The 22,727-nt window shown below is 72.0% G+C and carries 16 protein-coding genes; 9 read left to right on the forward strand and 7 right to left on the reverse strand.

What is annotated here, in order from left to right; all coding sequences use genetic code 11:
- Nucleotides 1-130 precede the first annotated feature (130 nt).
- The 9 genes from eccE to AB0C82_RS00140 all read left to right on the forward strand — a co-directional run bounded on the left by eccE (nucleotide 131) and on the right by AB0C82_RS00140 (nucleotide 11,868).
- Nucleotides 131-1,471: a type VII secretion protein EccE gene (eccE, locus tag AB0C82_RS00100; protein WP_362834526.1), complete on the forward strand. Its 1,341-nt coding sequence runs from the start codon at nucleotides 131-133 to the stop codon at nucleotides 1,469-1,471.
- Nucleotides 1,468-2,178, forward strand: coding sequence for a hypothetical protein (locus tag AB0C82_RS00105; protein WP_362834528.1), 711 nt, complete (start codon nucleotides 1,468-1,470; stop codon nucleotides 2,176-2,178). The genes eccE and AB0C82_RS00105 overlap by 4 nt, the downstream gene beginning before the upstream one ends.
- An 85-nt stretch (nucleotides 2,179-2,263) precedes the next feature.
- Nucleotides 2,264-2,497, forward strand: a complete 234-nt coding sequence (locus AB0C82_RS00110) for a DUF397 domain-containing protein (protein ID WP_362834530.1) — start codon at nucleotides 2,264-2,266, stop codon at nucleotides 2,495-2,497.
- 329 nt (nucleotides 2,498-2,826) lie between these two features.
- The gene (locus AB0C82_RS00115) at nucleotides 2,827-5,775 is read left to right on the forward strand and encodes an SCO5717 family growth-regulating ATPase (RefSeq protein WP_362834531.1); all 2,949 of its coding nucleotides are present in this window, start codon (nucleotides 2,827-2,829) and stop codon (nucleotides 5,773-5,775) included.
- 198 nt (nucleotides 5,776-5,973) lie between these two features.
- Nucleotides 5,974-7,851 (forward strand): ABC transporter substrate-binding protein, encoded by a 1,878-nt coding sequence (locus tag AB0C82_RS00120; RefSeq protein WP_362834533.1) that lies wholly within the window; start codon nucleotides 5,974-5,976, stop codon nucleotides 7,849-7,851.
- Between the two features lie 3 nt (nucleotides 7,852-7,854).
- Entirely contained in the window at nucleotides 7,855-8,946 is a 1,092-nt protein-coding gene (locus AB0C82_RS00125; protein WP_362834535.1) for an ABC transporter permease, read from the forward strand.
- The gene (locus tag AB0C82_RS00130) at nucleotides 8,943-9,863 is read left to right on the forward strand and encodes an ABC transporter permease (RefSeq protein WP_362834537.1); all 921 of its coding nucleotides are present in this window, start codon (nucleotides 8,943-8,945) and stop codon (nucleotides 9,861-9,863) included. The genes AB0C82_RS00125 and AB0C82_RS00130 overlap by 4 nt, the downstream gene beginning before the upstream one ends.
- Nucleotides 9,860-10,894, forward strand: coding sequence for an ABC transporter ATP-binding protein (locus tag AB0C82_RS00135; protein WP_362834539.1), 1,035 nt, complete (start codon nucleotides 9,860-9,862; stop codon nucleotides 10,892-10,894). Before AB0C82_RS00130 ends, AB0C82_RS00135 begins: the two co-directional genes overlap by 4 nt.
- Nucleotides 10,891-11,868, forward strand: coding sequence for an ABC transporter ATP-binding protein (locus AB0C82_RS00140; RefSeq protein ID WP_362834541.1), 978 nt, complete (start codon nucleotides 10,891-10,893; stop codon nucleotides 11,866-11,868). Before AB0C82_RS00135 ends, AB0C82_RS00140 begins: the two co-directional genes overlap by 4 nt.
- Nucleotides 11,869-11,943: 75 nt before the next feature.
- Here AB0C82_RS00140 and AB0C82_RS00145 read toward each other — a convergent pair whose 3' ends face one another.
- From AB0C82_RS00145 to AB0C82_RS00175, 7 genes are all read right to left on the reverse strand, one after another.
- Nucleotides 11,944-12,900, reverse strand: coding sequence for a bifunctional riboflavin kinase/FAD synthetase (locus AB0C82_RS00145; RefSeq protein WP_362834543.1), 957 nt, complete (start codon nucleotides 12,898-12,900; stop codon nucleotides 11,944-11,946).
- A gap of 41 nt (nucleotides 12,901-12,941) precedes the next feature.
- Nucleotides 12,942-16,892, reverse strand: a complete 3,951-nt coding sequence (locus tag AB0C82_RS00150; RefSeq protein WP_362834545.1) for a trypsin-like peptidase domain-containing protein — start codon at nucleotides 16,890-16,892, stop codon at nucleotides 12,942-12,944.
- A 204-nt stretch (nucleotides 16,893-17,096) separates the two neighbouring features.
- Entirely contained in the window at nucleotides 17,097-17,996 is a 900-nt protein-coding gene (truB, locus tag AB0C82_RS00155; RefSeq protein WP_362834547.1) for a tRNA pseudouridine(55) synthase TruB, read from the reverse strand.
- Nucleotides 17,993-18,493, reverse strand: coding sequence for a 30S ribosome-binding factor RbfA (gene rbfA, locus AB0C82_RS00160; RefSeq protein ID WP_362834549.1), 501 nt, complete (start codon nucleotides 18,491-18,493; stop codon nucleotides 17,993-17,995). The genes truB and rbfA overlap by 4 nt, the downstream gene beginning before the upstream one ends.
- A 38-nt stretch (nucleotides 18,494-18,531) precedes the next feature.
- Complete coding sequence (locus AB0C82_RS00165) at nucleotides 18,532-18,825, reverse strand: DUF503 domain-containing protein (RefSeq protein WP_328906159.1); 294 nt, start codon at nucleotides 18,823-18,825, stop codon at nucleotides 18,532-18,534.
- A gap of 172 nt (nucleotides 18,826-18,997) precedes the next feature.
- On the reverse strand, nucleotides 18,998-22,141 hold the full coding sequence (gene infB, locus AB0C82_RS00170; protein ID WP_362834551.1) for a translation initiation factor IF-2: 3,144 nt from the start codon (nucleotides 22,139-22,141) through the stop codon (nucleotides 18,998-19,000).
- 140 nt (nucleotides 22,142-22,281) lie between these two features.
- Nucleotides 22,282-22,569: a YlxR family protein gene (locus tag AB0C82_RS00175; protein WP_362834553.1), complete on the reverse strand. Its 288-nt coding sequence runs from the start codon at nucleotides 22,567-22,569 to the stop codon at nucleotides 22,282-22,284.
- Between the last annotated feature and the right edge of the window lie 158 nt (nucleotides 22,570-22,727).

Consider the following 22,727-nt stretch of genomic DNA (forward strand, 5'->3'; position numbering starts at 1 on the left):
GCACCTGCCGCAGTACCGGGCCCCCTACTATGCCTGTTGGCGCTCCCAACCCCACGCTCAGGTAGGGTGATCGCCCGGTCAACGCCCGCGAAATTAACGGTAAATACGGACACGAGGGGGCAAGGCGGCGATGGGTACAGCGACGCGCGAGCGCACTGGACGATCTGGCCCGCGAACCCCCGGCCCTTCCCGACGGCAACGCAGCAACGGGCCGGCGGAAGCGGCTTCCCCCGCGCAGGCGGGCACTCCCGCGGCGACGACGCTCCGCTCGATCTCGCGGACCGGTCGCGTCCGCCCCCTCCTGCGGCAGCTGGTGCTCGTCGAGGCGGCGCTGGCGATCGCCGCGGTGGGCTTCACACTGGGCGGACTGTGGACGGTGCCCGCCCTCGTCGTCGCCGGCCTGCTGATCGCGCTCACGGTGATACGCCGCCGGGGCAGCGCCGTACAGGACTGGGTGTCGGCGGCCATGGCGCTGCGCGCACGCGGGCGGGCCTCCACCGTGGCCGCTCCGGATGTGGAGCCGACGCTCGCTCCGGTCGCGGAGAACGTGCCGGGGTTCGCTCCGTACATCTACGTCGACCGGGACCGCCGCACGGTGGGGATGCTCGGCGACGGGACGTTCCTGACCGCGGTGGTGCGGGTCGAGGCGAGTGGTGAGGCGCTGCGTCCCGCGTTCGGCGCGCGTGCGCTCCCGCTGTCGCTCCTCGGCGACGCGCTGGAGGTCGACGACATCGTCCTGGAGTCGGCGCAACTGGTGCAGCAGGTGCGTGCGGCTCCCGCGCCTCATCTGCCCCAGAAGTCGGTGGCCCGGCTCTCGTACGCCCCCCTGCAGGAGCGGACGGGGGCGCCCGCGCTGCGGATGACCTGGGTGGCCGTGAAGCTGAATCCGGAACTGTGCCGGGAGGCCATCGAGGCCCGCGGCGGCGGCGTCGAGGGCGCGCAGCGTTGTCTGGTGCGGGTCGCGGACCATGTGGCGAGCCGGATCACCGGAGCCGGTTTCCGGGCCTCGGTGCTGGACCAGGAGGAGTTGAACTCCGCCGTGGCCACCTCGGCCTGCGCCAACCCCATCCTGTCGGCCCGCGCGGGGCGGCCGGACGCGGCACCGCAGCGGCGGACGAAGGAGACGTCGAGGGTGTGGCGGTGCGACGACCGGTGGCACACCAGTTACGCGGTCGACCGCTGGCCCGAGCTCGGGCGTGGGGCGACGCCGCTCCCCCAGCTGGTCGCGCTGCTGACCTCGGTCCCCGCCCACGCGACCACGTTCAGCCTGACGGTCCGGCGAGGTGCTCACCGAGGAGCGGTGACCGTGGGCGGCCATGTACGGATCACCGGCGGCTCCGACACCGAACTGGTCGGAGTACGACGGACGTTGGAGCAAGCCGCACAGCACGCCAAGGTCGGCCTTGTGCGACTGGACCGGGAGCAGTTCCCCGGTGTGCTGGCGACGCTCCCCCTGGGAGGCACGCAGTGACGAACAGGACCGAGCCGAGGCGCGGACTGCGCGGTCCCCGGCACGCGGGGCACACGCTGGCGGCGGACCATCTGGGCGCACTGGCGCTGCCTGTCGGTGACGACGGCGTGGTGATCGGCGACGACGCCGAGGGCCGCCCGCAGATGATCGGCTTCCACCGCCCGACGCCGTACGACGTCCTGCTGATCGGCGGCCTCTGGACGGCGCAGGTACTGGCTCTGCGCGCGGCGGGTACCGGTGCGCGGGTCGCCGTCGAGACCGGGCGGGCGCAGGCGTGGACCACGCTGGCGCAGGCGGCCGGCGCGGGTCTGGAGTGCATCACCCTGTACGACGTGGGCCGGGTTCCGCCGACGGGTGCGACCGTGGGCAGCCCGGTCGTGGTCGTGCGGGACTGTGGAATGCGGCCTCCGCGTGGCCGTGTGGTGTCCTCGCCTTGGCAGTCCGTACTGACCCTGCTGCCCTATCTGAGCCCCGTCGCACCGCGGTTGATGCGGTCGGCGACACTCGTGGGTGTGCAGCGGGTCTCGCCGGGCGAGGCGGAACAGATCGGCCGGATCCTGGGTCTCACGCGGATCGAGACCGACGCGCTGCCGACCCTGGCGGACGGCGTGACGCTCTGGGTCGCGGGCCGTGAGCGTCACTGGGTGATGACGAGTGGGACGGACGCCGAGAACGGTCTCCTGGGCACCGTGCGCCGGATGGACTGATTCCTTCCGCGATTTCGCCCCCTGGCACGCGTCTCCCGGGGAGCATGGCTTTCGGACCGACACGCTCGATCGAAGGGACGCCGGCATGGGCACCCAGCAGGAAAAGGAAGAGCTCTACGCTCTCGACATCTCGGACGCGAAGTGGCTGAGCGCTCCGGGCACCGAGGACGCCGAGGAGCGGGTCGAGATCGCGCATCTTCCCGGGGGCGCGGTCGCGATGCGCTCGTCGCTGGATCCCGGGACCGTGCTGCGCTACACCGAGGCGGAGTGGGAAGCGTTCGTGCTGGGCGCCAGGGACGGTGAATTCGACCTCACGTAGAGGTCTCTCCGGTACGAGGGGTGGCTGCCCGGTCGGGCGGCCACCCTTTCGTTGCGTACGGAGAAATACCGAATTGACCGCTTCTCACGTCACGCTCCGCGCGACTCGGCTCACTTGGGAGCGGGGCCTGGGCCCACCGGTCGTCGTCGTGACCCGGTACGGCCTGCCGTACCGGGGCCGATGGCGATTAGGGTGGGTCAGGCGCGGCGAATGAAACCTGTGGACAGGTCATGTGCGTCGCAAGGGGGAGAGCCGGGCGGATCGGACAACGGGAACGGTCGCCCCCACCCACCACGGCACAAGGGTGCTCGACCACACCAGGAGGCAAAGTGAACGGCGATCGGGACGAGATCCGCGGGGGATGGAACACGCCCGTCGACGAGTCGTCCGACGCGGATCCCGCAGAGATGACGGGTGAGTTCACCATCGACTACACCCCTCCCGCCTGGTACACGCAGAACGCCGCGGGGGACTCGTCGGGTGGCGCCGGTTCGCATCTCGCACCGCCTCCCCCGCCGAACGGGGCGCCGGTGTCCGTACCGGGGCTGCCGACGGGGAGCGGCTTCGAGCCCAACTGGGCCGCGTCGCGGCCGGAACCGGCCGCGGTGGCCGGGCCCACGGACGGCGAGTCGCCGGCCGCACCCGAGCCCGCGGCGCCGCCGGTGCCTTCCGCGCCGTCTGCGTCTTCGGCTTCTTCGGTGTCCTCCACTTCGAACGCCTCGGCCGCCGAGGCGGCCGGTTCCGGTGGCGCGGCGGAGCCCTTCGGGGGTGGCGACCTGGAGAGCGGCGCGACCATGCGGTTCTCTCCCGCCGCCCTGAAGCAGGAGATCGCGGAACGGGAAGCGGCGGCCGCGGCCGAGGCGGCGCTCCCGGGCGCGGGATCCGGCCCGGACCCCGCCCCGGACGCTTGTGACGAGTCGGACGCCCAGGACCGGCCCGCCCAGGACATCGCCCCGGTGACGGGCGAGACGGACGGTGTGCCGGAGTCCTCGGAGGACGGGGCCACGAACGAGGCCGACGCCCCCGAGACCTCGGCGCCGGCAGCCCTCCCGGCTGTCGTGGATGTCACCACCGCGCCGGGCGACGCAGAGCCCACGGACCCGGCGGCCGTACCGGCCGAAGAGCCTTCGGACGCTCCCGTCGGCGTGGCACCCCAGGACGTGACGCCGTCCGAGGCGCCCTCGCCCTCCTCCCCGGCTCCCTGGTCGCCCGCGCCGCCCGCGCAGGGCGCCCTGCCGCCGCTGCCGCCCGCCTTCCAGCCGGCCGCACCGCAGCCCACCGCGCCGCAGGCGGCGCCCCAGTGGCCCGCACCGGTACCTCCGAACGAGGCACCCGGCGGCTACGGCTTCCCTCATGCGGCGCAGGCGCCGCCGCAGCCCCCGCAGGGGCAGATCCCGCCGTCGCAGCCCAACCTTCCGGTTCCGCAGGGTGGTTACGGCTTCCCGCAGCCGCCCCAGGGTCAGGCACCGGCACCCCAGCCTCCCCACCAGGCTCAGCCTCAGCTGCCTCAACACCAGCAGCCGCAGCAGCAGCCCGGCCAGGGCGGCTACGGGTTCCCGCAGGCGCAGGGCGGTTACGGTTTCCCGCAGCCGCCCCAGGCGCCCGCCCCCCAGCAGCCGCACCTCCCCGCGCAGAGCGCACCACTGCCTCCGCAGGCCCCGCAGCAGCCGGTCCAGGGCACGCCCAACCTGCCCGCACCCGTCACCGCCCAGCGGCAGCCCGAGCTCTACCAGGCTCCGCAGCAGCAGCCCCCGCAGTACCAGCAGCACCCCCAGCACCCCCAGCACCCCCAGCCTCCCCAGCAGCAGGCGCCTCAGGGGGCACCGCAGGGACCCCCCGTGGACCCTCGCACCGGTAGCGCCTGGCCGACCTCGGTCACCCATGACCAGCGCGAGCGCTCGGTACCCGGCGCCCCGCTCGGCTACACGGCCGCCGTGGAGCTCTCCTCGGACCGCCTGGTGCGGGGCAAGCAGAAGGCCAAGAGCAGCCGCAACCCCTCCGCCTCCGCCCGCTTCAAGCTGGGTGGCAAGAAGGAGGAGGTCGAGCGCCAGCGCAAGCTGGAACTGATCCGCACGCCGGTGCTTTCCTGCTACCGGATCGCGGTCATCAGCCTCAAGGGCGGTGTCGGCAAGACCACGACGACCACCGCGCTCGGCTCCACGCTGGCCACCGAGCGGCAGGACAAGATCCTCGCCATCGACGCCAACCCGGACGCCGGCACGCTCGGCCGCCGGGTGCGCCGTGAGACCGGGGCGACGATCCGCGACCTCGTCCAGGCGATCCCGTACCTCAACTCGTACATGGACATCCGCCGCTTCACCTCGCAGGCGCCCTCCGGCCTGGAGATCATCGCCAACGACGTGGACCCGGCGGTCTCCACGACCTTCAACGACGAGGACTACCGGCGCGCGATCGACGTGCTCGGCAAGCAGTACCCGATCATCCTGACGGACTCGGGCACCGGCCTGCTCTACAGCGCCATGCGCGGGGTGCTGGACCTCGCGGACCAGCTGATCATCATCTCGACGCCGTCGGTCGACGGTGCGTCGAGCGCCTCGACGACGCTGGACTGGCTGTCGGCCCACGGGTACGCGGAGCTGGTGCAGCGCTCCATCACGGTCATCTCCGGGGTCCGCGAGACCGGCAAGATGATCAAGGTCGACGACATCGTGCAGCACTTCGAGACCCGCTGCCGCGGCGTCGTCGTGGTGCCGTTCGACGAGCACCTCTCGGCGGGCGCCGAGGTCGACCTCGACATGATGCGGCCGAAGACCCGCGAGGCGTACTTCAACCTCTCGGCGATGGTCGCCGAGGACTTCGCGCGTGCCCAGCAGCAGCAGGGACTGTGGACCGCGGACGGCAGCAGCCAGCCCCCGCAGTTCGCCCCGCCGATGCCCGGGCACCAGACGCCGGGCCAGCAGGCCCCCGGCCAGCAGCCCTACGTACCGCAGCAGCCGGGGCAGCCGCAGGCCGGACAGCCCTACCAGCCGTACCCGCCGCAGCAGCCGTATCCGCAGCAGCAGCCCTACGGCGGCCAGCCCCCGCAGCAGCAGCCTCCCCAGCAGCCCTATCCGCCGCAGCCCGGTCCCGGTGCGCAGCAGAACGGCTGGCAGCAGCCGGTGCCCCCGCAGGCCCAGCCGGGTACGAACCCGGCCGGAGCCGCGCCGGCGCACCAGCAGCATGACGGACGGTCAAGAGAAGCCGAACTGCAGGGGCCCGTACCGCCGGCGGGGTGGCAGCAGCAGCCTCCGCAGCCCCCACCAGCCCCTCAGCAGTAGGGCAGTAGAGGTCTAAACCAATGAGGGCTCGCATCGTTCACCCGATGCGGGCCCTTCTTGCATTCCCGCAGCCCACACGCCGTTTGGCACACCGTTGACGTGGCTCGACCACCGCTGATAAACCTTCGCTTCACCAGCTGGCGAACCAGAGATCTGCCCGCCTTCTCCATGCGAGTCATGACGCGAGGTCAACGTCCCATGGTCACAAGAGTTCCCTCCCCCTCCCCCCTCCCACGTCGCACCATGCGTTTCCTCCTGGCCTCCTGCGCCGCAGCACTGGCGCTCGCAGCCGGTTCGGTCGTACCGGGAAATCCGCTCGCGCCCGCGCCGCAGGAGGCCCAGGCCGACGACAGCGGCAAGACGACCCTGACGGTCGCGGTCGCGCAGAGCGTCGACTCCCTGAGCCCGTTCCTCGCGCAGCGTCTGCTCAGCACGAGCATCCACCGGCTCATGTACGACTACCTGACCAACTACGACCCCAAGGACAACCACGCGATCCCCGCGCTCGCCACCAAGTGGGAGCCGTCGCCGGACAAGTTGACCTGGACGTACACGATCCGTTCCGACTCGAAGTGGTCGGACGGGCAGAAGGCGACCGCCGAGGACGCCGCGTGGACCTTCAACAAGATGATGACCGACGAGGGCGCGGCCACCTCGAACGGCAGCTTCGTCGGCAACTTCAAGAAGGTGACAGCTCCGACGCCGGAGCAGCTCGTCATCGAGCTGAAGGAGCCGCAGGCCACGATGGCGGCGCTCGATGTGCCGATCGTGCCGAAGCACGTCTGGGAGAAGGTCGGCGACTTCTCGAAGTTCAACAACGACCAGAAGTTCCCGGTCGTGGGCAACGGTCCGTTCATCCTGACGGACTACAAGGTCGACAGTTATGTGAAGCTCAAGGCGAACAAGGACTTCTGGCGCGGCTCGCCGAAGTTCGACGAGGTCGTCTTCCGCTACTACAAGGATCAGGACGCCGCCGTCGCCGCCCTGCGCAAGGGCGAGGTCTCGTTCGTGGCGGGCAGCCCCAGCCTGACGCCCGCTCAGTCCGCCTCGCTGAAGACGGCGGAGAACATCAAGGTCAACGACGCGCCCGGCCGGCGCTTCTACGCACTGGCGACGAACCCCGGCGCGCGAACGAAGGACGGCACGAAGTTCGGCGACGGTCATCCGGCGCTGCTCGACCAGAAGGTCCGTCAGGCGCTCTTCATGGCCGTCGACCGCAAGACCATCATCGACAGGGTCTTCCAGGGCCACGCCGTGGAGGGCGAGGGATACATCCCGCCTCGCTACTCGGAGTACTTCTGGCAGCCGTCCGCGGACCAGAAGCTGAGCTACGACCCGGCGAAGGCCGCCGCGATGCTCGACGCGGCCGGCTACAAGAAGAACGGCGCCGGCAAGCGCGTCGGCAAGGACGGCAAGCCGCTCGACTTCCGCATCCTGTGCCACGCCACGGACCCGAACGACAAGGCGATCGGCAAGTACCTCCAGGAGTGGTGGGGCGGCCTCGGCATCGGGCTGAAGGTCGACTGCATCGACAACGTCTCCGACCCCTGGTACGCCGGTGAGTACGACCTCGCCTTCGACGGCTGGTCCGTCAACCCGGACCCGGACTTCGTGATGTCGATCCACACCTGCGCCGCCCTGCCCGCCAAGCCGAAGGAGTCCGCGGCGACGGACAACTTCATCTGCGACAAGCAGTACGACGAGCTCTACGCGAAGCAGCTGGCCGAGTACGACCCGGCCAAGCGCGCCGATCTGGTGAAGCAGATGGAGTCGCGGCTGTACGACACCGGGTACATGAATGTCATGGCCTATCCGAACGCCGTCGAGGCGTACCGTACCGACCAGATCAAGTCGATCACGACGATGCCGTCCGCCGCGGGCAACATCTACGGCCAGGACGGGTACTGGAGCTGGTGGTCGGCGGTTCCGGCCGCCGGGGCGTCGAACGGCTCCTCCGACGACGGTGGCAGCTCCACCGGAGTCCTCATCGGGATCGGTGTCGCCGTCGTCGTCCTCGCCGGTGGCGGGCTGCTGTTCGCCATGCGTCGTCGTTCCACCGCGGAAGACCGTGAATAGTCCATGAGCACAGACAACACACCCGCGCTGCTGAAGAGCGCGTCGGGCGTGGACAGTGCGCAGACCGGCGGTCCGGCTCCGGCCGGGCCGTCGGCCCGCGGTCCGCGCTCCCGCAGCACGACCGCCTACCTCCGCTATGTGGCGGGCAAACTGGCCGGTGCGGCCATCTCCCTGTTCGCCGTGCTCATCACCAGCTTCTTCCTCTTCCGGCTGATCCCCGGCGACCCGGTGAAGCAGATGACCGGCGGCCGGCAGGTGTCCACGGAACAGATCGCGGCGATGCGCCGAGAGTTCGGCCTGGACCTGCCGGTCTGGCGACAGTTCACCGACTACTGCGGCAAGGCGCTCACGGGGGACTTCGGTACCTCCTACCAGTTCCGCGCCCCCGTCATGGACAAGATCTCCGAGGCGCTGCCCGCGACGCTGCTGCTGACCGGCACCGCCTTCGTGATCTACACCGTGATCGGCATCTGGCTGGGTGCCAGGTCCGCCTGGCGCAACGGTTCCTTCGGGGACCGCTTCAACACCGCCTTCGCGCTGACGCTGTACTCCGTGCCGTCCTTCTGGCTCGGACTGCTGCTGATCATCACTCTGTCGGTGGGCATCGGACCGATCCCCGGGATCTTCCCGACCGGCGGTATGGAGTCCGGAAACGAGAGCGGCTTCGCGTACGTCCTGGACGTGGCCCACCACCTGGTGCTGCCGGTCGTCACCCTCGTCGCCGTCGAGTACGCCCGCACGCTCCTGGTGATGCGCTCCTCGCTGCTCGACGAGATGGGCAGCGACTACCTGACCACCGCACGTGCCAAGGGGCTGCGTGACGACCTCGTACGCCGCCGCCACGCCGTGCCGAACGCGATGCTGCCGACCGTGACCCTGCTCTTCGTCAACCTGGGCAACACGGTGGCGGGCGCCATCCTCGTGGAGACCGTGTTCTCCTGGCCCGGCCTCGGCGGACTCTTCTACCAGGCACTGAGCGTGCCCGACCTGCCCCTGGTGCAGGCACTGTTCTTCGTCTTCGCCGCCGCGGTGATCCTCATGAACACGCTCGCCGATGTGATCTATCCGCTGCTCGATCCCCGGGTGGGCCGATGACGATTTCCACCGATGCCGTGAAGACCATCAGCCCGCGCGCCCTCACCCGGGCCCGCCGCCGCCGGGCGGTGATCCGCTTCTGGCGCGAGTACCGCACCCACCGCGCCGGTATCGCCGGCCTCGTCGTCCTCGGACTGATCGGGCTGCTGGCCATCGCCGCCCCCGTGCTGGTGGGCGCCGACTCGCAGAGCGTCACCGGCGCGACGGCCGGCCCGATGGAGTCGCCCAGTGCCGAATACCCCCTGGGAACCGACCAGTTCGGGCGCAGTCTGCTGGCCCTGCTGATCTGGGGCACGAGGGTCTCGCTGACCGTCGGCCTGCTCGCGGCCTTCCTCTCGGTGGCGATCGGCACGCTGGTCGGCATCACCGCGGGGCACTTCAAGGGCTGGTACGGGACCGTGATCATGCGGATCACCGACTGGTTCCTCGTCATGCCGACCCTGGTGCTCGCCATCGCCCTGGCCACCGTGCTCTCACGGTCGGTCTGGACGACGATCCTCGCGATCGGTGTCACGACCTGGCCGACGACCGCGCGACTGGTCCGGGCCCAGACCCTGTCCGTCGAGTCACGCCCGTACATCGAACGGTCCACGGCGCTCGGCGGCGGCCACGGCCACATCATGTCCCGCCACGTCCTGCCCAACGTGATGCCGCTGGTGCTCTCGCAGACCACGCTGGTGATCTCCACCGCCATCCTCACCGAGGCGACCCTGGCCTTCCTCGGGCTCGGCGATCCCACGATCGTCTCCTGGGGCGGACTGCTCCAGGACGCCCGCGAGGCAGGCGCGGTCAGCTCCGGCAACTGGTGGTACCTCGCTCCGCCCGGACTCGCCATCGCCGTCGTCGCGCTCGCGTTCACGCTGTGCGGCCGCACGATCGAGTCCGTGCTCAACCCCAAACTGGGGGTGACCCGTTGACCACATCCGAGCCGACGACCGGGCAGCCGTTGCTCGAAGTCAGAAATCTCCACGTCACCTACGGCTCAGGGGCCTCGGCCGTCCCCGCCGTACGCGGCATAGACCTGCGGGTCGACGCCGGGCAGAAGCTCGGCATCGCCGGGGAGTCGGGCTGCGGGAAGTCGACGCTCGCGCTCGCGCTGCTGCGCCTGCTCCCCGCGTCCGCGAAGCTCACGGGCGAGATCCTGCTCGACGGTGAGGACATCCTCGCCATGAAGTGGGGCCGGCTGCGGGCGGTCCGCTGGGCCGGCGCCTCGATCGTCTTCCAGGGCGCGATGCATTCGCTGAACGCCGTGCACCGCGTCGGGGACCAGATCGCCGAACCGATCCTGCTCCACAGGAAGGCGACACCCGCCGCCGCCCGGAAGCGGGCCGGGGAGCTGCTGGAGCAGGTGGGTCTCCCGGCGTCGCGCGCCGACTCGTATCCGCACGAGCTCTCCGGCGGTCAGCGCCAGCGCGTGATGATCGCGATGGCCCTGGCCTGCGACCCGCGTCTCGTCATCGCCGACGAGCCGACCACGGCTCTCGACGTGATGATCCAGGCGCAGATCCTGCGCCTGATCGAACAGCTCGTCGCCGACCAGGATCTCGGCCTGATCATGATCAGCCACGACCTGGCGGTGCTCTCCGACACCTGCGACCGGCTCGCCGTGATGTACGCGGGCCGCGTCGTCGAGGAGGGTCCGGCGAAGCAGGTGTACGAGAACGCCGCCCACCCCTACGGCAACGCGCTGTCCGCCGCCTTCCCGAAGATCGGCGACCTGTCGTCCAGGCATGCCCCACGCGGTCTGCCGGGCGACCCGCCGGACCCCTCGGCGCTGCCCTCCGGCTGTACGTTCCATCCGCGCTGCCCGGTCGCGCTGGGCACCTGCGCCACCGAGGACCAGCAGCTGCGGAGCGCCGGTTCCGGGCACAGCGCGGCCTGTGTGCTCGTGGGGCCCGGCGGGCCGGCCGTCGAACCGGCCGCCGAGGAAGCAAGGAGCACGACATGACCACCACTCCCCTGCTCAGCGCGGAGGCCCTGAGGATCACCTTCCCCGGCCGCCGCGGCGCAGGCCCGGCCCGTGCGGTCGACGGGGTCGACCTCGACATCCGGCCCGGTGAGATCGTCGCCCTGGTCGGCGAGTCGGGCTGTGGCAAGACGACCCTGGCCCGCTCGCTGCTGGGCCTGGTCCCGCCGTCGGCCGGCCGGGTCACCTTCGGCGGCGAGCCGCTGAACTACTCCGGCCGCGCCCTCAAGGCGTACCGCAAGCGGGTCCAGCTGGTGCTCCAGGACCCCAGCGGCTCGCTCAACCCCCGGCACACGGTGTACGACGCGGTGGCGGAGGGCCTGCGGATCCACGGGTATCCGGGTGACGAGCAGGAGGCGGTGGCGGAGGCCCTGTCGCGGGCCGGGCTGCGGCCCCCTGAGCGGTTCTTCCTGCGGTATCCGCACGAGCTGTCGGGAGGTCAGCGCCAGCGGGTCGTGATCGCGGGTGCGCTCGTGCTGCAGCCCGAACTGATCGTGGCCGACGAGCCGGTGGCCTCCCTGGACGCGTCGGTGCGCGGGGAGATCCTCGCGCTGCTCCTGCGGCTGCGCGACGAGCTCGGCCTCTCCGCGCTGGTGGTCACGCACGATCTGGGCCTCGCGTGGAACATCGCGGACCGGGTGGCCGTCATGTATCTCGGCCGGATCGTGGAGACGGGTGACGTGGAGCAGATCCTGACGGCGCCCCGGCACCCGTACACGCGGGCGCTGCTGTCCGTGCTGCCGGAGGCGGAGGGTGAACCGGTGATCCTTACCGGGGAGCCGCCGGACCCCTCGAAGGTGCCGGCCGGCTGCCGGTTCCACGTCCGCTGCCAGGTCCTGGCCTCGGGCGAGGCGGAGCGGGCGGGGGTGGCCGACGCCTGCCGTACGAAGGACCTGCCGGTACTCGCGGGCGGCGGGGCGACCCAGGTCGCCTGCCACTGGGCGGCGACCGTGTAGACCTCGGCCGCATCACCACGGCGCACGGCCCCGGACCGGTCGGTCCGGGGCCGTGCGCCGTGGTGTGTGAGCCGCTCAGACCTTGTTGTCGTGGGCGGCGATCAGCTCGCTGGAGCGCTTCACATCGGCGGCCATCGCCACGAGGAGCTCGTCGATCGAGTCGAACTTCATCATGCCGCGTACGTAGGCGAGGAAGTCGACGGCCACGTGCAGCCCGTAGAGGTCGAGGCCCACCCGGTCGATCGCGTACGCCTCGACGGTGCGCTCCGTGCCGTCGAACTGCGGGTTCGTGCCGACGGAGATCGCGGCGGGCATCGCCTCACCGTTCGCGTGCAGCCAGCCCGCGTACACGCCGTCGGCGGGGATGGCGGTGTGCGGCAGGGTCTCGACGTTCGCCGTCGGGAAGCCCAGCTCGCGTCCGCGCTGCGCGCCGCGTACGACGATTCCCTCGACGCGGTGCGGCCGGCCGAGGATCTCCGCCGCGCCCGTCACATCCCCCTCGGCGATCAGCCGGCGGGTGAGGGTCGAGGAGAACGGCTCGCCGCCGCCCGCCTCACCGCTCACATAGAGGTCGATGACCTCGACGGTGTAGTCGTACGTCCCGCCGAGCTCGGTGAGCAGCGCCACGTTCCCGGCCGCCCGGTGTCCGAACCGGAAGTTCGGGCCCTCGATGACCGCCTTCGCGTGCAGCTTGTCGACCAGCACCTTCACGATGAAGTCGGCGGGCGACAGCTTCGAGAACTCGGTCGTGAACGGCAGGATCAGCACCGCGTCCACGCCCAGTTCCGCCATCAGCTCGGCGCGCCGGTGGTGCGGGGCCAGCAGGGGCGGGTGGCTGCCGGGGCGTACGACCTCGCTGGGGTGCGGATCGAAGGTGACGACCACGGCGGGAACGCCCAGTTCGCGCGCCCGTTCCACAGCGCGGCCGATGATCAGCTGGTGCCCGCGGTGCACACCGTCGTAGGAGCCGATGGTGACGACGCTGCGCCCCCAGTCCTGGGGGATGTCCTCCAAGCCACGCCAGCGCTGCACTGTGACCGCTCCTCGCCCGAACCCGTGTACATGCCTGTCCATTACGCAGGTCTAAGACTGCCATGCTCACGTCCCGCGGCCTGCATCGGCACCGTCATCGCAGGCTGTGACGTCTCCAGGGCCTCCAGCGTGCGCCGGGCACCGGGCCCGACGACGGCCGCCCACTCCTTCGGGGCGTCGGCCAGCCAGCCGGTGACCAGGCCCGCGAAACCGGGCACGTGACGAGCCAGTTCGACGAGCCGTCGGTCGAAGCGCGCGGCGCCCTCCGTGGTCCGTACGAGGAGCATCCCGGTGCGGTGCACCAGCGCCCTCGTCCGGACCGGGGAACGCGCACCGGAGCCGGTGGCGGCGGCGTGCAGGAGGGCGTCCAGCACCTCCGGGTCCCTGCCGGTGTCCTGCTCGAACTCCAGCAGCACCTCCAGCAGCTCGGCCCGCAGCGGGCGTGAGGCGCTGCTCCCGGGCGCGGCCAGCACCTGGGCGAGGGCCCCGCGCGCGGGCGCCGGCGCGGGCCGGTCCCGCAGGAGGCCGGTGACCAGGGGCAGCAGAAGGGCCCGGGCGGCGGGCCCCTGTTCGAGCCGGATGTCGACGTACTCGGCGGCCCGCGCCCCGTCCCGCCCGGGGTGGGCGCGGATGTACTCGCGTACGAGATCGGCGGCGTGCAGCGCCAGCGCGGGCGCGTCCAGCCGGGCCAGCGCGAGGAGTACGTCCCCTGCTCCGTCGTCCGGGCGCGCCAGCCGGGCCCGCAGGGCGGCGAGAACCGGCGCCGGGTGGGCCGGGAAAACCTCGGCGAGCAGGGCCACCGGGAGTCCCGCCTCCCCGGCGGCGAACACCCTCAGGGCCTGCGCCAGATAGCGGTCCCTGGTCCCTGGATCGTGCACGAGGACGGTGAGCGCCGCCCCGTGCAGCGCCTGGTCGGCGGGGCGGGCGAGCAGGTGGAGGGCGGCGGCGCGCAGCAGGGCCAGGTCCGCCTCCGGGCCGGCATGGGCGAGGAGCAGCAGGGCGTACGTCGCGGCCGAGGTCCACCGCCCGGGCCGGTCCTCGTCGCGTGCCCAGCGTTCGACGGCCCGGCAGAGAGCGGACGGCTCGTCCTGGACGAGGGTCCCCAGCAGTTCCCCCGCGCGCGTATGCGGGGTCGCCACGAGGGCGTCGGTCAGCGCGTCGACGTCCAGGTCGCGGCGGGCGTACAGCAGGGCCTGCGCGGCGGCGGCCACGGTGGGCCGCAGCCGCAGGCCCTCCTGCGGGTGCAGCGGCCGCTCGTCCGTGAACCACTGGCAGAGCAGCGCCTGCACGGTGCGCGGGGCGGCGCAGAGCCGCCGGTCCACCTCGTCGAGGTAGCGGGTCTCCCCGTCGGCGCGCGGCGCGTCGTCGGCGGGCAGGAGGCGGCGCAGCAGATCGATCCGGTCCTCCTCGGGGAGCCGCAGCCGCCGCCAGAACCACGGTCCGAAGTCCGCGTACGCACCCGGCCGCGAGGGCCCCCCACCGGCTGACCGCCAGGTGATCCGCGCGGCGAGCACCCGGAGCACACCGAGGTACGGCCGCGCGTCGGGCACCCGGAGCAGGCTCTCACCGAGCAGGTGGGCGGCCCACCAGACGGCGTCCCCCGTCACCCCTGCCGCTGGTTCGGGTGCCCCGGAGCCGGCGGTACGGAGACCGGCGGCAGCCGTGGCGCCCGCCGGGCGCGGGGCCGGGACCGTGTCGCGCCCGTCCGTCCCCGGCCCGGGAGCCGACGCGGGGCGGGGCGTGCGATGTCCGTCCACCCCTTCGGCCCGGACCTCGTCGCGCCCACCCGCGCAGGGACCCGGGACTCCCGTGGGGCACGCCGGGCCACCGGACGTGGGACCGGGCGCCGTGCCGGCCGGGCTCTGGGCGGCGCCGTTCCCCGGCGGGCGGGCCGACAGCCGGTCGATCGCCTCGATCAGGTCCGCCATGCGGTGCGCGAGCGCGGACGCCCCCTGGCGCCGTCCGATGAGCAGCATCGCCTGGATCACCGGGCCGATCCGGTGGCGCGGCACGGGCAGCGTGCGCGGTTCCCCCCGCTCCGCCGGGGCGGCTCCGGACTCCGGACCGGCGGCCGGCCGTGGCTCGGGCACCGCGCGCCCGGTCCTGGCGGCCCGGCGCCGCGAGAGCGCCGTCTCCCCGGTCCCCGGGGGCGCTCCACCCCCGGTGTCCCCGCCGTGGGCTCCGCGCCCGGCCGGGGTGGATGGCGCGTGCCAGCGGTGGACCAGGGAGCGCAGCGCCGCGTCGAGGTCCAGGTGGGAGCCCTGGACCCAGTCGCCCAGTTCCTCGTGGGCGAATCGGTAGCCCGCGCCCGCCGGCGTCAGGAGGCCCTCGGTGAGGACCGCGGACGCCCAGCCCGTGCGCCACGGGAAGAGTTCCTCGAACGCGGACCGGTCCAGCTCCCCCTGCCCGGGGCCCAGGCAGCGCCTGGCCGCCTCATGGACCTGGCCCGCCACCTTCGCCGCCAGCCGGCGCACCGCCGTGCCCCGGAGCCGCTGCTCGTCCCCCGCCGCGATCCGGACGGCGATACGGACGCACATGAGGTCGAGGTGGGCGCCGAAGACCTCCTCCGTGCCGGGACGGCCGGGAACGTCGGGGGGCAGGGCCTCTCGCACCTCGGCGAGCAGGCGCAGGGTGAGCGGATGCCGGTCGTGCCCGGGCGCGATCGCACCGTCCGGGATCCCGTAGCGCTCCCTGGCCGCCTCCGCCTGGCTCGCGGTGAGGTCGCCGAGGCGGACGGCGGGCGGCAGCCGCCTGGCGGGCCGCTCGGGGCGGTGCAGGGCGTCGGCCGGGTAGAGCGCCCCGGCGGTCTCCCAGTGCTCGGGACGGCAGGCGACGACCATGCGTACGCCGTGGGCGCTCAGCCAGCGGGCCGTACCCGCGGTCCACTCCGCCAGCCGGTGCGCCAGCAGCGGCGGCATCTCCTCCGGGCCGTCGAGCACCACGAGCAGCGGACCGCCGGCCGCGGTGGCGAGCGCGGCCACGCGCTCGGGGGTGGCCGTCGTCATGTCTCCCCCGGCACCGGCGGCGGCGACGATCCGCCCCGAGCGCTGAAGGGTCCGGGCCATCGCGTCCGCCACGCAGGTGTCGTCGGCCAGCAGGTCGGCGCCGCGCAGCCAGAGCGTGAGGGCGGGCACCGAGCCCTGCGCCCGGCGGGCGGCCAGGGCGGCGAGCTCGGTGGTGCGGCCGGTGCCGGGCGCCCCCACGAGACCGAGCACCTGCCCCGTACCGGAGTCGAAGGCGTCGAACGCCCCGGCGATCCCGGGCCGGCCGACCAGCTCCGTACGGCTGCGGGGTCCGCCCGGCGAACCGAGGGACGTGGCGGTCAGCTGGTGGGCGCCCGCGAGGTTGAGGTCGTGGCCGTAGCCGGGCACGGTCGCCGCGTTGCGCCGCATCAGCTCCTGGAGGGGACCCGCCCCCGCCCTCTGTGCCCGGCCGGTGAGCGGCACCGCGAGCCCCGCCGACTCGTGTCCGGCGCTCAGGGCCGTGGAGAGCAGGCCAAGGACGGCGCCGGTCTCCGGGTCCGTCACCGGACCGCCCACGGCCGTCCCGCCCGACCGCAGCGCGTCCCGGCCATCGGTGCCGAGGGCGAGGACGAGCGCCTCGTCGATCCGGTGGCCGCGCCCGGCCGCTGTGTACGAAGCCGGGGTCTCCCCGAGCACACGCGCCTCACGCCACCCATGGGCGGCGATGCGCACGTACGTACCGGTTTCGATCCGGTCGCGGACGGTCACCGGCAGGGGCCGCGCGCCCAGCGCGTCGGGGCCGTCGGTCCGCACCAGTGCGAGGCCCAGCTCCGGAAGCGGTGTGACGTCGTCCGGCTCGACCTCGCAGTGGCGGCCGTCCGGCCCGTGCAGGGTAAGCGGCACGGCGGTGGCCACGGCCTCGTAGCTGGTGACGACCGTGCCGCGGTCGTCCGCGACGAATCCCGTCCCACGCGGCCGGCCGGCCCGATCGCAGATTCTTACCAGCTCCGGCCGGTCCCCGCTGCCCATGCTCCGACCGTAGGTCGGCATGGATCGGCGTGCGTAACGGACAACGAAAAAGCGCCCCCGTGCACCCCGAATTCACTCCGAGCGCCCGCCCATTGGGGTGAATTCACCGGGCTCGGTGGACAGAGATGCTCTGGGGAGGGGGAACGTGGAGCGGGCACAGGGGGCGCTGCCCGCTCCACGGCGCGACGAGAGAGGCGGTGCGGGTCAGGCGAAGACGGCGAGGCTCTTGGCCTTGCCGTGGTGCTCCTCGACCAGCACCAGGAACTGCCCGTCGGGACCGAAGGCCGCGACGGGCCCCGGCGGATACGACGGCATGTCCAGGCGGACCCCGTTGAGAAGCAGCTTGGCGCGCCTCTCGTCGACGTCCCAGCGGGGGAACGCCGAGGAGGCGGCCTCCGCGACGGGCATCACGGTCAGCTCCTGCTGGTGCTGATCGAGTGTCTTGGCCATGTCCAGTCCGTACGGACCCACCCGGGTGCGGCGCAGGGCGGTCAGGTGTCCGCCGACGCCGAGCCCGGCACCGAGGTCCCGGGCGATGGCCCTGATGTACGTGCCGGAGGAGCAGACGACCGAGACGATCAGGTCGACGACCGGGGTCCCGTCCTCCGCCACGGCCTCACGCACGTCGTAGACGTTGAAGGACGAGATGGTCACCGGACGGGCCGGGATCTCGAACTCCTCGCCGCCGCGCACCCGCGCGTAGGACCGCTTGCCGTCGATCTTGATGGCGCTGACCTTGGACGGCACCTGCATGATCGCGCCGGTGAGGGCCGCGACCCCCGCGTCGATGCCCTCGCGTGTCACGGCCGACGCGTCGGTGGACGAGGTGATCTCGCCCTCCGCGTCGTCCGTGACGGTGTCCTGGCCGAGCCTGATCGTGCCGAGGTACTCCTTCTCGGTCAGCGCGAGGTGGCCGAGCAGCTTGGTGGCCTTCTCGACGCCGAGGACGAGGACGCCCGTGGCCATCGGGTCCAGCGTGCCGGCGTGGCCGACACGGCGTGTACGGGCGATGCCGCGCATCTTGGCGACGACGTCATGCGAAGTGAAGCCGGACGGCTTGTCGACAATGACCAGGCCGTCCGGCGTCTTGTTCTGCTGAGTCATGCGGAGGCAGGACCCTCGTTCTCGTCGGACGTGTCGGAGGAGACGGCCTCGTCGGACGCCTCAGTCTCGTCGTCCTCGTCCTCCGGCTTGCGGTACGGGTCGGCCCCGCCCGCGTACGTCGCGCCGGTCGACACCTCGCGCACCGCCGCGTCCTTGGCCCGCGCCTTGTCGAGGAGGTCCTCGATGGTGCGGGCGTTGTCCGGGAGGGCGTCCGGCACGAAGGCCAGGGTCGGGGTGAACCGGACCCCGACCTGCTTGCCGACCTCGGAGCGCAGGACGCCCTTGGCGCTCTCCAGCGCGGCGGCGGACGCCGCGCGCTCCTCGTCGTCGCCGTAGACCGTGTAGAAGACCGTGGCCTCCCGCAGGTCGCCGGTGACACGGGCGTCCGTGATCGTCACGAATCCGAGCCGCGGATCCTTGATACGCCGGTCCAGGGTCTCCGCGACCACGACCTGGATCCGATCGGCCAGCTTGCGGGCCCGCGCGTTGTCGGTCACCGGTCCGTCACTCTTCCTTCTGGGTTTGCTGTGCTTGTTCAGTCTTCGTCGCTGTGCAGCCGCCGTCGAACCGACAGCAGCTCCACCTCGGGGCGGGCGGCCACCAGCCGCTCGCACCGGTCCAGGACATCAGTGAGATGTCCGGTGTCCCCGGAGACCACCGCGAGGCCGATCTCGGCCCTGCGATGGAGATCCTGCTCACCCGTCTCCGCCACGCTCACCGCGTACTTGCGCTGAAGTTCGGCGACGATCGGCCGGACGATGGAGCGTTTCTCCTTCAACGAACGTACGTCGCCGAGGAGCAGATCGAAGGACAGTGTCCCCACGTACATGTGTGTCCGGATGTCCCGCCGGGCCGGGTTAGGGGGCCCGGGGGTGGTCCCCCGGACTGGCACAGCCGTGCCCCGCCGGTACTCGGCAGGGACACAAGAACCGTACACGGAACGGCCGGGGCCGATCGACGGAATAAGACCCGTCGATCGGCCCCGACTGTTGAGGTACGGATCAGCCGCGGGGCTTCTCGCGCATCTCGTACGTCGCGATGACGTCGTCGATCTTGATGTCGTTGAAGTTTCCGAGGTTGATACCGCCCTCGAAGCCTTCGCGGATCTCGGTGACGTCGTCCTTGAAGCGGCGCAGACCGGAGATGTTGAGGCTCTCCGCGATGACCTTGCCGTCGCGAAGCAGGCGCGCCTTGGTGTTGCGCTTGACCTCGCCGGACCGGACCAGCACACCGGCGATGTTGCCCAGCTTGGACGAGCGGAAGACCTCGCGGATCTCCGCCGTACCGAGCTCGACCTCTTCGTACTCCGGCTTGAGCATGCCCTTGAGGGCCGCTTCGATCTCTTCGATCGCCTGGTAGATGACCGAGTAGTACCGGACGTCCACACCTTCGCGCTCGGCCATCTGCGCGGCACGCCCTGCGGCGCGCACGTTGAAGCCGATCACGATGGCGTCGGAGCCGGTCGCCAGGTCGATGTCCGACTCGGTGACCGCACCCACACCGCGGTGCAGGACCCGGATGTCGACCTCTTCACCGACGTCGAGCTGGAGCAGCGAGGACTCGAGAGCCTCCACCGAACCGGACGCGTCGCCCTTGATGATGAGGTTGAGCTCCTGGACCAGACCGGCCTTGAGCGCCTCGTCCAGGTTCTCCAGGGAGAACCGGACACCCTTGCGGGCGAAGTTGGCGTTGCGCTCACGAGCGGCACGCTTCTCGGCGATCTGACGGGCCGTACGGTCCTCGTCGACAACCAGGAAGTTGTCGCCGGCACCCGGCACGTTGGTGAGACCGAGCACGAGGACGGGGGTCGAGGGACCCGCTTCCTCGACGTTCTCGCCCTTGTCGTCGAGCATGGCGCGGACTCGGCCGTAGGCGTCGCCGACAACCATCGTGTCGCCGACGCGCAGCGTGCCTCGCTGGACCAGGACGGTCGCGACGGCACCGCGGCCGCGGTCGAGGTGGGACTCGATCGCAATACCCTGCGCGTCCTGCTCCGGGTTGGCCCGCAGGTCGAGCGAGGCGTCGGCGGTGAGGACGACGGCCTCCAGAAGAGCCTCGATGTTGAGGCCCTGCTTGGCGGAGATGTCGACGAACATCGTGTCGCCGCCGTACTCCTCGGCCACCAGACCGAACTCGGTGAGCTGACCGCGCACCTTGGTCGGGTCGGCACCCTCGACGTCGATCTTGTTGACCGCGACCACGATCGGCACGTCGGCCGCCTTGGCGTGGTTCAGCGCCTCGATCGTCTGGGGCATCACACCGTCGTTCGCCGCCACCACGAGGATCGCGATGTCGGTGGACTTCGCACCACGTGCACGCATGGCGGTGAACGCCTCGTGACCCGGGGTGTCGATGAAGGTGATGCGACGGTCCTCGCCGTTGACCTCGGCGCCGACCTGGTACGCACCGATGTGCTGCGTGATACCGCCGGCCTCGCCCGCAACGACGTTCGTCTTGCGGATCGCGTCCAGCAGTCGGGTCTTACCGTGGTCGACGTGACCCATGACGGTCACGACCGGCGGACGGGAGACCAGGGCCTCTTCGCCGCCCTCGTCCTCGCCGAACTCGATGTCGAAGGACTCGAGCAGCTCGCGGTCCTCCTCCTCGGGGCTGACGATCTCCAGGACGAAGTTCATCTCGTCCGCGAGCATCTTCAGCGTCTCGTCGGAGACGGACTGCGTGGCAGTGACCATCTCGCCGAGGTTCATCATCACGCCGACGAGCGACGCCGGGTTCGCGTTGATCTTCTCCGCGAAGTCCGTGAGGGACGCACCGCGCGACAGCCGGACAGCCTGTCCGTTGCCACGGGGCAGCATGACGCCGCCCACCGACGGGGCCTGCATGGCCTCGTACTCCTGGCGCCTCTGACGCTTCGACTTGCGACCACGACGCGCGGGACCACCGGGACGGCCGAACGCACCCTGTGTGCCACCACGGGCACCCGGGCCGCCGGGACGTCCACCGAAGCCGGGACGACCGCCGAAGCCGCCGCCACCACCGGGACGGCCTGCGCCGCCACCGCCGCCAGGACCACCGGGACGACCGGCGAAACCGCCGCCACCGCCACCGGGACCTGCCGGACGGCCCGCGAAACCGCCGCCGGCCGGACGGCCTGCGCCGCCACCGCCACCGGGACGACCGCCGCCACCGGGACCGCGGCCACCGCCGCCGCCACCGGGGCCACCGCCGGGACGCGGACCCGCAGCGGGACGCTGCGGCATCATGCCCGGGTTCGGCCTGTTACCGGCCGGGGCACCGCCCGGACGGGGAGTCTGCGGACGGGGCATGCCGCCGGGACTCGGACGGCCGCCACCCTGGCCCTGCGGACGCGGGGCGCCACCGGGGCCACCCTGCGGACGCGGGGCGCCGGGGCGCTCCGGACGGTCCTGACCGCCACCGGGACGCGGGGCGCCGCCGGGCCGGGGGGCCTGGGGACGCGCCATGCCGGTGGAGCCACCGGAGGTGAAGGGGTTGTTGCCCGGACGGGGACCCGCCGGACGAGCACCGGCAGGTCGCGGCGCTCCCTGGCCTGCGGGACGCGCGGGGCGGTCGCCGCCACGCTCGCCACCACGGCCGCCGTCACGCTGACCGGCGTCACGCTGGCCACCGTCACGCGGACCGGCGGCCGGAGCCGGACGGGTCGCGGGGCGGGGGCCGGGGGTGGCACCCGCGGGACGCGGGGCCTGCTGCGGCTGCGCCGGCTGCTGAGCCGGGGCCGGAGCGGAGAATTCAGCCGCCGGCACCGGGGTGACCGGTGCGGGCTTCGGCGCGGGCTTGGGGCCCGGACGAGGACCCGCGGACGGCGCGGAAGGCGCGGCGGGGGCGCTGCTCTCCGGGGCCTCGGCTGCGGCCGGCTTGGCAGCCGGGACGCCGGGCTTCGGGGCAGCGGGACGTGCCGCAGCGGCCGGGGAGGGCGCTGCGGGCTTCGAGGGCGCGGCCTTGCGGGGCGCGCCGGGCTTTGCAGCGGACTTGCCGGCGTTGCCGCCGGGCCCCTGCAGTGCGTCAGTCAACTTGCGTACAACCGGCGCCTCGATCGTCGAGGACGCCGAACGTACGAATTCACCGAGTTCTTGGAGCTTGGCCATGACGACCTTGCTCTCAACCCCGAACTCCTTGGCGAGTTCGTATACCCGGACCTTAGCCACTTCGCTCCTTTTAGGTCCGGGTTACCGCCGGACCGTCGCTACTTCATGGGCGTACTCATCGCGTACTCATCGAGTGCTCATCGCAATCTCGACCTACTTCCAACTCGCGAGGTACCTGACCGCACGGGGTCCCGTGCCGTTCACTTTTCTTGCGCTGTCACCCGCTCGACGAACCGCTGCAGTGCCGCGGAACCGAACGGCCCCTTGGCCTTGAAGGCCCGGGGGATTGCCCGGCGGCGAACCGCCAGGTCGAGGCAGACAGAGGCGGGGTGCAGATACGCACCCCGGCCGGGCAGCGTACCGCGCGGATCGGGTACACATTCACCCTCGTCCACCACGATGCGCAGCAGCTCGGTCTTGGCCGCCCGCTCACGGCATCCGATACAGGTTCGTTCGGGGCAAGCGCGGGCTAGCGTCCGGCCAGACACGGTTAAGTCTACCTCCCCGCACCGACCTCACCCCTTGGGGGCAAGAATCGAACGGATGTTGTCGTGATCTCAGCGTCGTGGCGCCCTGATCTATTCCCTGAGGACCGGCCACGGAACGGCCGGCCCTTGTCCGGTCTCTCCGGGACGCCTTCCCGAGG

The organism is Streptomyces sp. NPDC048560, from assembly GCF_040650955.1.
Taxonomy (GTDB): domain Bacteria; phylum Actinomycetota; class Actinomycetes; order Streptomycetales; family Streptomycetaceae; genus Streptomyces.

What these genes read in the sequence shown, in the direction of transcription:
- eccE (WP_362834526.1), top strand. Translation starts at nt 131, where the DNA reads ATGGGTACAGCGACGCGCGAGCGCACTGGACGATCTGGCCCGCGAACC.
- AB0C82_RS00110 (WP_362834530.1), top strand. Translation starts at nt 2,264, where the DNA reads ATGGGCACCCAGCAGGAAAAGGAAGAGCTCTACGCTCTCGACATCTCG.
- AB0C82_RS00120 (WP_362834533.1), top strand. Translation starts at nt 5,974, where the DNA reads ATGGTCACAAGAGTTCCCTCCCCCTCCCCCCTCCCACGTCGCACCATG.
- AB0C82_RS00125 (WP_362834535.1), top strand. Translation starts at nt 7,855, where the DNA reads ATGAGCACAGACAACACACCCGCGCTGCTGAAGAGCGCGTCGGGCGTG.
- AB0C82_RS00130 (WP_362834537.1), top strand. Translation starts at nt 8,943, where the DNA reads ATGACGATTTCCACCGATGCCGTGAAGACCATCAGCCCGCGCGCCCTC.
- AB0C82_RS00140 (WP_362834541.1), top strand. Translation starts at nt 10,891, where the DNA reads ATGACCACCACTCCCCTGCTCAGCGCGGAGGCCCTGAGGATCACCTTC.
- AB0C82_RS00150 (WP_362834545.1), bottom strand. Translation starts at nt 16,892, where the DNA reads ATGGGCAGCGGGGACCGGCCGGAGCTGGTAAGAATCTGCGATCGGGCC.
- truB (WP_362834547.1), bottom strand. Translation starts at nt 17,996, where the DNA reads ATGACTCAGCAGAACAAGACGCCGGACGGCCTGGTCATTGTCGACAAG.
- AB0C82_RS00165 (WP_328906159.1), bottom strand. Translation starts at nt 18,825, where the DNA reads ATGTACGTGGGGACACTGTCCTTCGATCTGCTCCTCGGCGACGTACGT.